Raw genomic sequence first — 14,443 nt, 5'->3', positions numbered from 1 at the left:
GATGGTCATCGCTGTCAGCGTGCCTGAGCAGGCCATTTGGTTTCGAGTTGCAGCGCCCTGCGAATGCCCGTGTCCAGCAAGCGTGCCGGAGCGAAATTGCGCAGAAACTGCAACTGGCCGGCCGACTTGCCAGCGGTATAGCGCAACTTCGGACGCTCGGCACGTGCGACCTGGAGTACCACTTCAGCCACCACGTCGGGGCCATCGGCGGTCGCCATGGCCTGGCTCACCACTTTCGTCACTTTTACCCGAACGTCCTCGTACACGTCGAGTCTAGCGTCGGGCTGGAGGTTGTTGCTCTCGAATTGAGTCTTGGTATAGCCGGGCTCGACGACGGTGACCCTGATCCCGTGTGTACGCAATTCGTGATCCAGCGCTTGCGAATAGCCCCCCACCGCATGCTTGCTGGCTGAATAGAGGGCGGCATAAGGAACTGGCACGACGCCGAGGATAGAACCGATGTTGATAATGCGACCGCCGCCCTGGCGTCGCATGTGCGGCACCACCGCGCGGGTAGTCCGTACGATGCCGAGGAAGTTGGTATCGAAAAGGGCCTTGGCTTGCTCGACTGAACTCTCCTCTGCCGCCGCGGGCGCGATGCCGAAGCCGGCATTGTTGACCAGCAGATCAATCCGCCCCTCCAACTTCAGTAATTCTTGGACGGCAGCTTCGACGCTGACATCGTCGGTGACATCAAGCACCAACAACGGAAACCCCTGCTGCCCCACCTGCCCGCCGCGTCGGCTGGTGCCGTAGACGCTGTAGCCTGCGGCCACGAGCTTGCGTGCAATGGCTTCGCCGATGCCTGATGAAGCGCCGGTCACTAACGCCACGGGTTTGTTGATCATCATGACTTTCCTTCCGGTTATCGACGTTATCCGGTCAGAGATCGCAACTGTGGTCCTGGATCATCGACTGGCAGCCTTATGATGATGATCATAATCGTAGCGATCAACCATTTTGATGCTGATCGACATCAATAATGCCGATCGCAGCGTTTCTCCCGGCGCTTGAATAGATCAGCGTTCATGAAATCAATGAACTGATTAGGCAGAAGACAAAACAGGTGGTGAGGGAGCGTGCTTCCTCGCCATGGGGTTCATGGTTTTTCTTGAATGAGCGCCCGCCGGGACACTGAGCGCTCAATGGTTCAGGGTCCTGATCATTCCCTCAGGCCCCCAAAGTGCTCTATCACGCAATCAGATCGGTGGCATTAAGGGTACTGACACCCACCAGTTGGATTTCAAAATCCGCCTCCAGGTCGCCGTTGACGTTGCCGTAGAGTATCTGGTCGACGAAACGCAATTGTCCTGCGCTCGTGAACTCATTCGAGTCGATGAAACTGAATTTATTGACCGTAGCGGTCAGGACATTGGCATCGAATTTCGACAGATCAATTTTGTCACCCTGGAGCCGGCTGAAGTCGAAAATGACGTCACGACCACTGCCTATGCCCAGCTCATTCAACGCACCGAAAACAAATCGGTCGGCGCCGACACCGCCGGTGAGTGTATCAGTGCCAATGCCGCCAATCAGCGTGTCATTCCCCGCCCCGCCGCTCAGCGTATCCTCCCCGGCTCCGCCATTCAGCACATTGTTGCCGGCATTGCCGATCAGTACGTTGTCCAGCGCGTTGCCGGTACCATTGAGATGGGCAGTGCCGGTCAGCGTAAGATTCTCCAGGTTAGCGCCCAGGCTCCAGCTCACCGAAGAGCGCACCGTGTCGATTTCGCTGGCCTGAGTGCTGGTTTCCCTGACGATATCCCTGAGGTTATCGACCACGTAGGTGTCATTGCCGGTGCCGCCGATGAGGGTGTCGATCCCGGCACCACCGTCCAGGATATCCGCGCCGTCCAGGCCATTGAGCATGTTGGCAGCGCTGTTGCCCACCAGGCTGTTGTTCAAGGCATTGCCGACCAGGCTGATGGCGCTAGCACCAAGCAACTGGCCATTCTCGACGTTGGTCGACAAGGTATAGCTGACCGAGGTGCGTATCAGGTCGACGCCTTCGTTAACGAGTTCGGTGACCGTGTCGCCAAGATTGTCGAGAATATAGGTGTCATCCCCGGCCCCACCGCTCAGCGTATCCCGCCCAGCTCCACCGTTCAGCACGTTATTGCCGGCGTTACCGGTGAGTACGTTGTTCAGCGTGTTGCCGGTGCCATTGAGGTGGGCAATGCCGGTCAGGACCAGGTTTTCCAGGTTGGCGCCCAGACTCCTGCTTACCGAAGAACGCACGGTATCGATTTCGCTGGCCAGCCTACTGGTTTCGCTGACGATGTCCTTGAGATTGTCGACCACGTAGGTGTCATTGCCGGTACCACCGATGAGGGTGTCGATTCCGGCACCACCGTCCAGGATGTCCGCGCCGCCCAGGCCATAGAGCACGTTGGCAGCGCTATTGCCCACCAGGTTGTTGTTCAAGGCATTGCCGACCAGATTGACGGCCCTAGCACCAAGCAGTTGGCCATTCTCGACATTGGTCGACAGGGTGTAGCTAACGGAGGTGCGTATCAGGTCGACGCCTGCGTTGGCGAGTTCGGTGACCTTGTCGCCAGTATTGTCGAGAATGTAGGTGTCATTCCCTGCGCCACCGATCAACGTATCCCGCCCGGCTCCACCGTCCAGTACGTTGTTGCCGGCATTACCGGTGAGTACGTTGTTCAGAGTGTTGCCAGTGCCATTGAGGTGGGCAATGCCGGTCAGGACCAGGTTTTCCAGGTTAACGCCCAGGCTCCAGCTCACCGAAGATCGCACGGTATCGACACTGGCCAGGGTGCTGGTTTCGCTGACAACGTCATTGAGGTTATCGACCACGTAGGTATCATTGCCGGCGCCACCGATCATAGTGTCCTTGCCAGCACGTCCGTCCAGAACGTTGGCCAACGCATTGCCAATGAGGGTGTCATCATTGGCCGAACCGACTGCGTTCTCAATTTTGGCACCGTAGGCGATCGCCAATCCTTCATCGAAGGCCGTCTGGGTATCGAGTTTCAGAAACGCTTGGCCGATTTTGCTGAACTGGCCTTCATTCAGATTGATGCGGACTGCTGCCAGCTGATTGCTTGCGTCGATGGTGTCAATGCCGCCCGCGTCCCAGATCGTCTCGAAAACCGATTGGTCGACGGCCCAGCTGTAGGTGTTATTACCCGTCTGCCACTGGGTGTTTGCGCCATAGAGACTCTGGATGGCGGCAATATCCAGCAGCATGGGGGTGGTTGGCTCATAGGAATACGCGGTGTTGTAGCTCATGATCGTGTAACGAACATCATCGAACTGAGCAGAAAGTACCGTGGCGTTCGACGAGCTTGGGGAGAACGGATGCTTGAGGCCCAGGGCGTGGCCAATCTCATGCATGAAGACCAGGTAATCGTAGGTGCCCTTGGCAGGTGCCGGGTTGTTCGTGACTGGCCCCAGCCAGACATCACCCGCGCTGGGGGTCCTGCCGGGGAAATAGCCCCAGGCAGCGGTGTCGTCGTCCATGTACAGATAGCCGCCGAACCGCAAATCACCGACGTTGCTCGCCGTCTCGCTGACCTGTTGGAATTTAATGTTGGCAACCGAACTCCAGGTGCCTAGTGCGCTGACAATGCCATTTTTCTGCGCCGACGAGAGGACGTAGCCAGCCTCATATTCATTATCGCTGCTGTAATTGCTGGCGAAATATGAATTCATCGTCATGAAACTGTACGTCAGGGACGTGGTACTCAAGCTGCCAGCCCAATAAGTGCCATAGAGCAAGCTATTGACCTGGGCGTTGCCGGTCAGCTTTGCGTATGAAATGGATGAGTAACCTAATGGACTGGGCATGTGTGTTTCCTGTGGGCTGTCTGCGGACCTTCCTGGATGCGGCCGCTACATAGGGGTTATTTTGCATGAGAAACAGGAGCATTGATATCACTTAGCCACTGCTTTTTGATCCGAAATCCGATAACGATGGTGCAACCAGCCACTCATTGGCCCGGCGAATATCCCCATCTCCCAATCTTCCGCTCCAGCGGTGCAACACCAGCAAGCTGGTCACGAACTTGTATTGGGACTGATAGAAATCACGCCGTGCACGAAACTCGTCCTTGATGCTGTCCAGCACATCGACGGCATTCTTGACGCCATAGCCGAAGGCTTTTTCCGTCGCTACCCGTGATTTTTCAGCCGATTCCAGCGCGCGACGTGTTGCCTTGATCCGACTGAGTTCGGCCGTCATGCCGAGATAAGCGGTGCGGGTTTCCTTGATGACCTGGCGACGCAAGGCTTCCAGCTCTTGCTGGGCGGCTTCCTTGTCACTTTCGGAGCTCGATACCCGTGCCCGGGTGGAGCCGCCGCTGTAGAGCGGCATCTGCAAGTCGAGGGAAGCGACGAGGTTGTCCGATCGAGGCGTCACGGCGCCTTCATAGCCAATATCGCTGCGTTGGGCCGTCAAGTTCAGACCCAGCCGAGGAAGGTGACCCGCCTTGTTTTCATCGATAGCCGCCTCCGCGGCGCGAACACTGTGCTCGCGGGCGTGCAATGCCGGGTTACTGTCGAGCGCTGACTGCACCCAGTAATCTTGCGCCTGGGCCGGCAGGTTGAAGGCTGGATTGTCGCCGATGCGCTTGAACCGCTCGCTGACATCGCGCCCCACCAGTTCGGAAATGGCTTCACGACTGACCAGGACTTTGTTGCTGGCTTCGATCTCGTCAGCCTTGAGCGCATCCACTCGCGCCTCAAGATCGAGTGCGTCGGTCACCATCGCCATCTGCCGCGCGTACAGGGCCTTGACCCGCTTGAGGTTGCGCTCGGTCGCCTCCAGCTCGCTGCGCACCAGCGACAAGTCGTCTTCCGCCGCAAGCACGGCGAAGTAGCGCTCGGACAAATCAATACTGGCCTGTACCTGCGTATCGGCCGACTCATAGCCACTTTGCCGGGCCAACTCGATGTACTTCTGGTAACTGCGCCAGACCTGCGGATCGTAGATCACCTGATTGAGCATCACGGCCATGCGTTTGCCGTTGTACTGGATACGGTCCAGGTCGTCGTCGCGCCGGCTGCGGTTGACGCTGCCACTGGCGTTGAGCTGTGGCAACAATTGACCAAAGGCCGCGCGCTCCTTGCCCTCGCCGCTTCGAACCAGGGCTTGTGCCCGCAGGACGCGCGGATCAGCCCCCTGCGCCTCCTGATGTAATTGCCACAGGTCGACATACGTCTCGTCAGCGAGCGCTCCCAGTGGCATGAAGGCCAGGCACAGCGTGATCAGGAGCTTCATCTCAGTCCTCGATCAACGAACGGGCGAACACATTGCTCGCAGGCTGTATCAAGTACTGCAACAGCGTTCGTGCACCCGTATTGACCAGCACTTCGACAGGCATTCCCGGCACCAGGGTCAGGTTGCCGAGCGTCTGACGCCCTTTGTCCGTCAGGGCCACGCGGGCCAGGTAATAAGCCGTGCCGGTGTCCTTGTTGATCAGGCGGTCGGCGGAAATCTGCACCAACCGCCCCTCGATGACGGGCGTGGTGCTGCTCTTGAACGCGCTGAAGCGAATGTCCGCCAACTTGCCCAAGGCGATGCGGTCGATGTCCATCGGCGACACTTGCGCCTCGACGATCAGTTCCTCGTTGGCCGGGACGATGTCCAGCAGCGCAGTGCCTGGGCTGACCACCGCGCCGAGGGTGTGGACCGTCATGCCCATGACCATTCCTGACTCGGGCGCGAGGATATCGGTACGCTGATCGCGGTCCTGCAGGGTGGCCAGTCGCTCGCGCAGTTCGTACACCTTGTTCCGCGCATCGCCCAACAGGCCGGCAACTTCACTGGCGAAGGCCTTTTTCAACTGCAGTATCTTCAATCTCGCCTCGTCGATATGGACCCGCGCCTGCGCGATCTCGGACTGGCTTTCGGCTATTTCGGTTTGCAGGCGAGAGAGGCTGCGCTCCTGCTCGCGCAGACGCTGTTTGTCCACGTAGCCTTCGGCAAGCAGCGCCCGCAAATCGACTATTTCTTCTTGATAGGAAGCCGCCAGCGTCTGCTTGCTGGCGATGATGGTCTTGAAGCCGCGAATCTGTTCTTCGATTTGTCCGATGGTCTTCTCTTGCAAGCCGATTTCGCCCAGCAACGAGGTCCGTCGGGTCTGGAAGATCCGGGCTTCGCTGTCGCGGGCCTCCTGTACTCGCGGGTCAGCAGGATCCAGGGCGGGCACCGCCACAGGCTCGGGCAGTGCGTCACGTTCAGCCTCCAAGCGGGCCTGCAACTGGAGCGCGGCGATCAACTGGCTGCGCGTCATTTCCATGTCCGAACGCGCCTGGGTGCTGTCGAGCACCAGCAGCACATCACCGGTTTTTACCAAGTCCCCGTCGTGCACGCGCAGTTCGCGCACGATGCCGCCTTCCAGGTGCTGCACCGTCTTGCGGTAACTTTTGACCGTGACCACACCCGGCGCGAGTGCCGAGCTGTCGAGCGGGGCCAACGCAGCCCAGCCACCGAACAGGCCAAAGGTGACCAGCAGCATGAGGTAGCCGACGCGCCTTACCGGCGTGTCATCGACAAGCAACGCGGTGGACGAGTGTTGACTGTTTTGCATGAAATCGCTCATCCACTTCCTACGGTTGAATCGTGGCAGCCTGGCGGGCTGCGGGCGTTACGTCTCGCAGGCGCGCCAGGACCTGGTCCCGCGGCCCGTACAGACTCAGTTCGCCATGATTGAGAACCAGCAATTTATCCACCTGCGCCAACACCCCGGGTCGATGGGTAATGACAAACACCGTGGCCCTGCTCTGCTTGAGCTTTTGCAGCGCCTCGGCGAGCATTTTTTCGCCGGCGTCATCAAGGTTGGAGTTTGGTTCATCGAGCACCACCAGGCGCGGTTCACCGTACAAGGCGCGCGCCAAGCCGATACGTTGCCGCTGGCCGCCGGACAATCCACCGCCATTGGCGCCGATCAAAGTGTCGTAGCCATCGGGCAGTTGCAGCACCAGCTCATGCACACCCGCCATGCGCGCGGCAGCGACCACGGCAGGTGCGTTCACCGGGCCGAAGCGGGAAATGTTCTGGCTGATGGTGCCCTCGAACAACTCGATGTCCTGTGGCAGATAGCCGATGTAAGGGCCCAACTCCTCCCGACGCCATTGGCTGATGTCCGCGCCATCCAGGCGCACGGTCCCGACCAGGCTTGGCCAGACGCCCAGCAGCGCCCTGGCGAGGGTCGACTTTCCAGCGCCGCTGGGACCAACGATGCCCACGACTTCGCCCGCGGCCACCTGAAAGTCCACGCCGCGAATAATCGGTTTACGAGCGTCCGGGGATCCCGCCGAAAGGCCCTCGACGCGAATCGCCCCCTCGGGTGCCGGTAGCGACATGCGTTCAGGTTCGTCGGCAATCTTGAGCAGCAATTCGTGCAGCCGGGCATATTGCGAGCGGGCGCCCAGAAAACCCTTCCACACGCCGATCAACTGATCGATGGGCGCCAACGCACGCCCCAGCAAGATGGAGCCGGCAATCATCAGCCCGGACGAAATCTCGTGATTGATCACCAAATAGGCACCCAGGCCCAACACCAGCGACTGAACGATCTGGCGGAATGTCCTGGACACCGACGTCATGGTCGCGGCGCGGTCGCTGGCCAGGCTTTGCAGCGCGAGGACCTTGTGGGTTCGCCCGCTCCAGTGCTGGCGCAGGCTGGCCAGCATGCCCATGGACTCCACCACTTCAGCATTGCGCAGGCTTTTGTGGGTGAACGCAGAGGCCGCCATCTGTTCACGGTTGGCCGCCTGCAGCGGCGCGTGGGTGAGTTTTTCATTGGCGAAGGCCAGCGCCCCCAGCAACGCGGCACTCACGACCCCCATCCAGCCGTACCAGGGGTGAAACATGAACATGACGGCCAGGTAGATCGGGATCCACGGCGCGTCGAAAAACGCAAACAGGCCGTTGCCGGTCAGGAACTGGCGCAAACCGTTCAGGTCGTTCAAAGGCTGGGCGGTGGCATGCATGCCACTGGTATTGAGCGCCTGTTTGAAACTGGCGTCGAACAGACGCTGGCTCAGCAGCGTATCCAGGCGAGTGCTGATCCGCACCATGATCCGCGAACGAACCCACTCCAAGCCACCCATCGTGACCATCAACAGCAACATGATCAGCGTCAGCATCAACAGCGTCGACAGGCTGGCGCTGCCTACCGCGCGGTCATACACCTGCAGCATGTAGAACGAAGGAACCAGCATCAACAAGTTGACGAAGAAACTGAAAAAACCAACGGAAAGAAAACTACCTTTGCAGACGGCAAGGGCGCCTTCCAGTTCGGTCCTGACGTGGGCTGACATGGTTCATTACCTGCGGTCCGATTCTGGTCAAACCTGAAAAATCACAAGGCACAGGCGTGCGAACGCCTGGGATATCTTTGGCGGGATACTGCTGGAGCGCCCGCGTAATCGGATCTACCGCGCTGTATCGGCACGTTTGGGCGGTTCTTAAGAAAAATTGGCGTAACGGGGTATGGGCCATGCGATTACGTCGAGGTTGGGTTGGGAATGGACCGACGCCTTCGCGAGCAAGCCCGCTCCCACAGGAGAAATGCGGTCTCACCAAGAACCAGGTCGGCTATTAGGCCGCCTCGTGGTGGACGTTGATCTCGGCGCCCCGTTAACCACGATGGCCGAACGCAGGCATTGTGGAGTGGGCATCCCGGCATGGATGCCGGGATAGCCGCGCTGGGCCATGGATGGCCCTTCGCGGCGGGCCCACGGAGCAATGCCGGAGTGAGGGCACACCGAGCCTAGGCGAGGTGCCGAGTGGTGGGGCAAAGCGCTTTTGGTTACTTTTGGCGCTTTTCCAAAAGTGACCCGCCGTCAGGGCGGAACCATAAGCGGCCGTTACCGCAGCAACGGATATACACACGCCCCTAAACCTCAGCCCCCCAACGACGAAACAACACGCTGGCATTAACCCCACCAAACCCAAACCCATTGGAAAGCGCATAGGTAATCGGCATCTGCCTGGCCTCCAGACCAACCAGATCAAGCCCCGTAGCGGCTTCGTCAGGATGAACCAGGTTCAGGGTAGGCGGAACGATCTGGTCCCGAAGCGCCAACACCGTAAAAATAGCCTCGATACCGCCAGCCGCCCCCAGCAGATGCCCGGTGGCCGACTTGGTGGAGGTGATCGCCACATCGGAATCGCGCCCGAACACCGAGCGAATCGCAGTCAGCTCGCCGTTATCACCAACCTGGGTGGACGTCGCGTGAGCATTGATATGTTGCACATCCGAGGGGCTGACAGAGGCCTGGCGCAGCGCCTGTTCCATCGCACGCCGGGCGCCGTTGCCGTCTTCCGGGCCCGCCGTCAGGTGGTAGGCGTCGGCACTGGTGCCATAACCCACCAGCTCTGCCAAGGGCTTGGCGCCACGTGCGAGGGCGTGCTCCAGCGACTCGATCACCAGCAACCCGGCGCCCTCGGCCATGACAAAACCGTCGCGATCACGATCAAAGGGCCGCGAAGCCTCTTGCGGACGTTCGGCAAAACCGGTGGAGAGCGCACGGGCGGCGGCAAAACAACCCAGGGTCACGCGGTCTATCGCCGCTTCCGTACCACCGCATATGGCGATATCCGCTTCGCCACTGCGAATGAGCCTGGCCGCGTCGCCAATGGCCTGCACACCAGCCGCGCAGGCGGTGACCGGCGCACCGAGCGGGCCTTTGAAACCGTGCCGGATGGATACGTGCCCGGCCGCCATGTTGGCGAGAAAAGCCGGCGCCGTGAACGGCGACAATCGCCGCGGGCCACGCTCATCGGTGGTGCGTACGGCGCCGGCAATCGCGCCAAAGCCACCCACGCCCGAGGCGATGAGGGTCGCCGTCCGCTCCTGGTCGTGGGCATCGGCCGGTTGCCAGCCGGCCTGCTGCAACGCTTCTTCTGCCGCCACCAGCGCGAACTCGATGAAGCGGTCCATCTTCTTGCGATCCTTGGCCGGGATGATGCGCTCCGGGTCGTAACCGGCGATGGGGTCCTCTTCCAGCGACGGCACCTGGCCGCCCACGGCTACGCCCGTCCCCTCGGTGATATCGCCCGACAGGAGGCGAATGCCGGAGCGCCCGGCCAACAACCGCTGCCAGACTTCTTCAACGCCACAGCCCAATGGGCCGACAATGCCCACGCCGGTGACGACGATGCGTTTTTGCCCTTGGGAAGTCATCATTGGAACCTCTTCATATCAGTCAATGTTCACTAAAAAGCACAAGTGCGCGGGCTTAAACCTGCGGTGCTGTCTGAGCGTATGCTGAATGGTCAGGACGGATCCTGAACCAGATGGAATACATCGCTGGCAGGAACACCAGCGTCATGATGGTGCCCACGAACGTGCCGCCGATCAGTGTGTAGGCCAACGTGCCCCAGAACACCGAATGCGTCAGCGGAATGAAAGCCAGGATGGCCGCCAGTGCCGTCAGCAGGACCGGACGGGCCCGTTGCACCGTGGCCTCAATGACCGCATGGAAGGGCTCCAGCCCTTCTTGTTTGTTGTGATGGATCTGCCCGATCAGGATCAGTGTGTTGCGCATCAGGATGCCCGACAGTGCGATCAGGCCGACCAGGGCGTTGATCCCGAACGGCTGCTGGAAGATCAGCAATGTCGGCACCACACCAATCAGGCCCAGCGGTGCGGTGAGGAACACCATGATCATGGCCGAGATCGAACGCACCTGCACGATGATGATCAGCAGCGTCAGGGCCACCATGATCGGCACCAACGGCACGATCGCCTTGCCGGCCTTGCCCGATTCCTCGATGGCGCCTGCCTGCTCGATCCGGTAGCCGCTCGGCAGCGTCTCGATGACCGGCTGCAGTGCCTTTATGATCGCGCCCGAGACGTCCGGTGGCTGCAAGCCTTCGGCAATGTCGCCACGTACGGTCATGGTCGGGGTGCGATCACGACGACGAAGAATGGGATCTTCCATGCGTACATCGACGTCGCCCACCTGGGACAGCGGAATGCGCTGGCCTGCCGCGCCCACCAGGGTGAACCCTTCGATCCTGGCCGGATCGAGGCGAATGTCACCGGCAGCACGACCGACCACCTGCACCGAACGGATGTCCTCGCGAACCGCCGTGATCGGCACCCCCGTGAGCAGGAACTGCAACTGCTGCGCGACGGCATTTGACGTCAGGCCGACCGCCTGCAAACGGTCCTGGTCCAGGCTGAAATGCAATGTCGGCACCAGCGGTCCCCAGTCGGTATTGACGGTTCGCATCAGCGGGCTCGCCTGCATGACATCCTGGACCTGGCCCGCGATCTCGCGCAATTTCGACGGATCCGGCCCCATCACCCGGTAGGCAACCGGAAATGGCGAGTACGGACCGAACACCAGTTGCGTCACCCGGATCCGCGCTTCTGGGGCGAGCCCCTCGGCAGCCGCCTCACGGAGACGGAACTTGAGGGTCTCGCGCGCTTCTTGGCTGTCGGTCAATACTACGATCTTGGCGAACGAAGGATCGGGCAGTTCCGGCGCCATTGCCAGGTAGAAGCGTGGCGAGCCCTGGCCAATGTAGGCCGTAACGATTTTTGCCTCGTCCTGTTTTTGCAACCAGGCCTCGACCTTGGCGGTGGTGGCGCTGGTCTGCTCAATGGAGGTGCCATAGGGCATTTGTACTTCGATCAGCACCTCCGGCCGGTCGGAGGTCGGGAAGAACTGTTTCTTGACCAGCCCCATGCCGAGAACCGCCACGACAAATGTCGCGATCACGGTGCCGGCCACCCACCATTTGCGCGCGATGACGCGGGTCAGGATCTGGCGAAAACGATTGTAGTGTCGAGTGTTGTAGATGGCGGCATGGCCGCCCTCGACCTGCTTGATGTCCGGCAACAGCTTCACCCCCAGGTAAGGGGTGAAGGCCACCGCCACCACCCAGGAAGCGATCAGGGCGATGCCTACGATCCAGAACATGTTGCTGGTGTACTCGCCAGCGGTCGACTGGGCGAAACCGTTGGGCATGAATCCGATCGCCGTCACCAGCGTGCCGGACAGCATCGGTGCGGCTGTGTGGCTCCAGGCATACGCGGAGGCCTTGATCCGGTCATAGCCCTCCTCCATCTTCACCACCATCATCTCGATAGCGATGATCGCGTCATCCACCAACAGCCCGAGCGCCAGGATCAGCGAACCCAGGGTGATCCGGTCGAAGTTCTTTCCGGTGGCCGCCATCACCACAAACACTATCGCCAGTGTCAACGGTACGGCGGCTGCGACCACAACGCCTACACGCCAGCCCATGCTGAGAAAGCAAACGAGCATTACAACCAGCAGCGCGACAAAAAACTTGACCATGAACTCGCCGACGGCCGAGTCAATGTTCACGGCTTGATCGGTGACCTTGGTCAACGTCATGCCCAGTGGCATGCCTTCATTGATCTTGGCCGTCTCTGCGTCCAGGGCCTTGCCCAGGTCCAGGCCGTTCCAGCCCTCTCGCATTATGACCCCCAACAACAGGGCCTCTTCGCCATTATTGCGCACCAGGAAGGTGGCGGGGTCTTCATAGCCACGCTCGACGGTCGCGACGTCCGAGAGCTTGAGTGTGCGACCTTGGATCGCCAGGGGCGTGTCACGAATTTTTGCCAGTTTATCGAAGGCGCCGTCTACCCGGAGGAAGACCTGCGGCCCGTTGGTTTCTATGGAGCCGGCAGGCGTGAGCAGGTTCTGGCTGTTCAGCGCGGCGAAGATGTCCTGGGGCGAAACGCCCAGAGTGGCCAGCCGGTCATGGGAAAAGGACACAAAGATGCGTTCGGCCTGCTCGCCGATGATGTTGACCTTTTTCACACCCGCCACGTGCAACAGGCGCTGGCGCAACGCTTCAGCATCGCGCACCAGCAAGCGCTGTGGCTCGCCTTTGGCTTTCAGGGCGAACAGCGCGAATGTCACATCGGCAAACTCATCATTGACCATCGGCCCGATCACACCCGCCGGCAACTTGAGTGCTTCGTCCTGGAGCTTTTTGCGCGCCTGATAGAACTCCTCCTGCACTTGCGAAGGTGGCGTTCGATCGACCAGTGACACCATGGTGAAAGCCAGACCGGGACGGGTGTAGGTTTCCGTGCGGTCGTACCACTTCAGTTCTTGCAGGCGCTTTTCAAGCGGCTCGGCAACCTGGTCCTGCATCTCTTGGGCGGTCGCGCCCGGCCATGCGGTGATGACGGTCAACTGCTTGACCGTGAACGGCGGGTCCTCGGCACGCCCCAACTGGAAGAACGCCAAGGTCCCCGCGACGGCAATCAGGAAGATCAGGAACACGGTAATGGAGCGCTCGCGAACGGCGAGTGCCGACAGGTTGAGGCTCATGGACGGCCCCCAGCAACCTTCACGTCACCCGGTTGAGCCAACCGCACTTGCTCCCCTTCACGCAACAGATGGGCGCCGAGCCCGACAATACGCTCGCCCACATTGAGCTTGCCGGCGACTTGTGCAGCGTCATCGCTCAAACCCAGGACTTGCACGGGTCGCCAGGTCACTTTCGCCGGTTCCCCGTTGATGACCCACACGCCGGTGCCGGTGCCCGGGTCAAAAACAGCAGCGATCGGCACTTGCAGCGCCTGCCGTTGCGCACTGTCCTCGACGATGCGAAGGGTGACGGTCGAACCCAGCGGCGCATTGGCCAGCGCCCCCTCCAGCACATACCGCGCCTCGAAGGTGCGCGTCACGCGGTCAGCCGAATCCGACAGCAGCCTCAGCTTCGCGGTGACCGCTCCCGTGGTGACGCCATAAAGCGTCGCTTGTGCGGTAGCGCCTGCGGCAGGCCGCAAGGTCTCGGGCAATTGCACAACAGCTTCGCGCTGCCCTGCCCGCGCCAGTCGAACCACGGTTTGCCCGGGACTGACAACTTGCCCAGGCTCGGCGAGCGTGTCCATCACCACGCCGTCGGCATCGGCAAGCAACACGGCATAACCAGACGCGTTTTGGGCGACGTCAGCCTGCGCTTGTGCGGCGCTCAGTTGTGCCTTGGCGGTATCGGCAGCGGCTTTGATCTGATCATAGCCCGATGCAGAAATAGCACCTGCGGCGACCAGGTCGCGATAGCGTGCCTCGTCATCCGCGGTCTGCTTGGCCCGGGCCCGGGCGGCAGAGACCGCCTCTTGTTGGGCTCGCGCCTGCAGCCCCAGGTCGATGGGGTCGAGGCGCATCAACGGCTGCCCCCGTTTGACGGCCTGCCCGCTATCGACCAGGCGCTCAAGCACCTTGCCCGCTACCCGAAAGCCAAGGTCGCTCTGGACCCGAGCCGCCACGACACCGGTAAAAGATCGTGAGAGATCAGACGAACCCTGGACTTCAGAGACCCGCACCAAGGGCGCAAGCGTGCGTGGATCTTTAGCGGTGGATGAGTCGCCGCACGCCGTCAGGACGAGAGGCAACAAGCAAGCGGCAAAGGTGACAGGTCGAAGCCGGAGCATAGGTTCCCTTTTGGGCAGATAGGACAGGAGCCTTATTCTCAATC

At 60.7% G+C, this 14,443-nt stretch carries 8 protein-coding genes; all 8 read right to left on the bottom strand.

Translation table 11 applies throughout. From position 1 onward, the window contains the following. Positions 1-14 precede the first annotated feature (14 nt). Positions 15-848 carry an oxidoreductase gene (locus tag HU749_RS14815; RefSeq protein ID WP_095962106.1) on the bottom strand — a complete coding sequence of 278 codons (834 nt, stop codon included), beginning with the start codon at positions 846-848 and terminating at the stop codon, positions 15-17. 343 nt (positions 849-1,191) lie between these two features. Beyond that, positions 1,192-3,810, bottom strand: coding sequence for a M10 family metallopeptidase (locus HU749_RS14810; protein ID WP_079304756.1), 2,619 nt, complete (start codon positions 3,808-3,810; stop codon positions 1,192-1,194). A gap of 91 nt (positions 3,811-3,901) precedes the next feature. Next, on the bottom strand, positions 3,902-5,242 hold the full coding sequence (locus tag HU749_RS14805) for a TolC family protein (protein WP_079304758.1): 1,341 nt from the start codon (positions 5,240-5,242) through the stop codon (positions 3,902-3,904). Position 5,243: 1 nt separating this feature from the next. Continuing rightward, positions 5,244-6,566 (bottom strand): HlyD family type I secretion periplasmic adaptor subunit, encoded by a 1,323-nt coding sequence (locus HU749_RS14800; RefSeq protein ID WP_079304760.1) that lies wholly within the window; start codon positions 6,564-6,566, stop codon positions 5,244-5,246. 7 nt (positions 6,567-6,573) lie between these two features. Then, the gene (locus HU749_RS14795; protein WP_186651090.1) at positions 6,574-8,289 is read right to left on the bottom strand and encodes a type I secretion system permease/ATPase; all 1,716 of its coding nucleotides are present in this window, start codon (positions 8,287-8,289) and stop codon (positions 6,574-6,576) included. Positions 8,290-8,867: 578 nt separating this feature from the next. After that, a complete protein-coding gene (fabF, locus tag HU749_RS14790) occupies positions 8,868-10,160 on the bottom strand; it encodes a beta-ketoacyl-ACP synthase II (RefSeq protein WP_186652325.1) in 1,293 nt (430 codons plus the stop codon). Between the two features lie 52 nt (positions 10,161-10,212). After that, positions 10,213-13,293 (bottom strand): efflux RND transporter permease subunit, encoded by a 3,081-nt coding sequence (locus tag HU749_RS14785; protein ID WP_095974264.1) that lies wholly within the window; start codon positions 13,291-13,293, stop codon positions 10,213-10,215. Continuing rightward, positions 13,290-14,399, bottom strand: coding sequence for an efflux RND transporter periplasmic adaptor subunit (locus HU749_RS14780; protein WP_186652323.1), 1,110 nt, complete (start codon positions 14,397-14,399; stop codon positions 13,290-13,292). Before HU749_RS14780 ends, HU749_RS14785 begins: the two co-directional genes overlap by 4 nt. Positions 14,400-14,443 lie beyond the last annotated feature (44 nt).

It is taken from the genome of Pseudomonas ogarae, from assembly GCF_014268695.2.
In the GTDB taxonomy this organism is placed as follows: domain Bacteria; phylum Pseudomonadota; class Gammaproteobacteria; order Pseudomonadales; family Pseudomonadaceae; genus Aquipseudomonas; species Aquipseudomonas kilonensis.
Note: the sequence above shows the minus strand (reverse complement) of the source record. Positions and strands in the feature narration are given on the sequence as shown.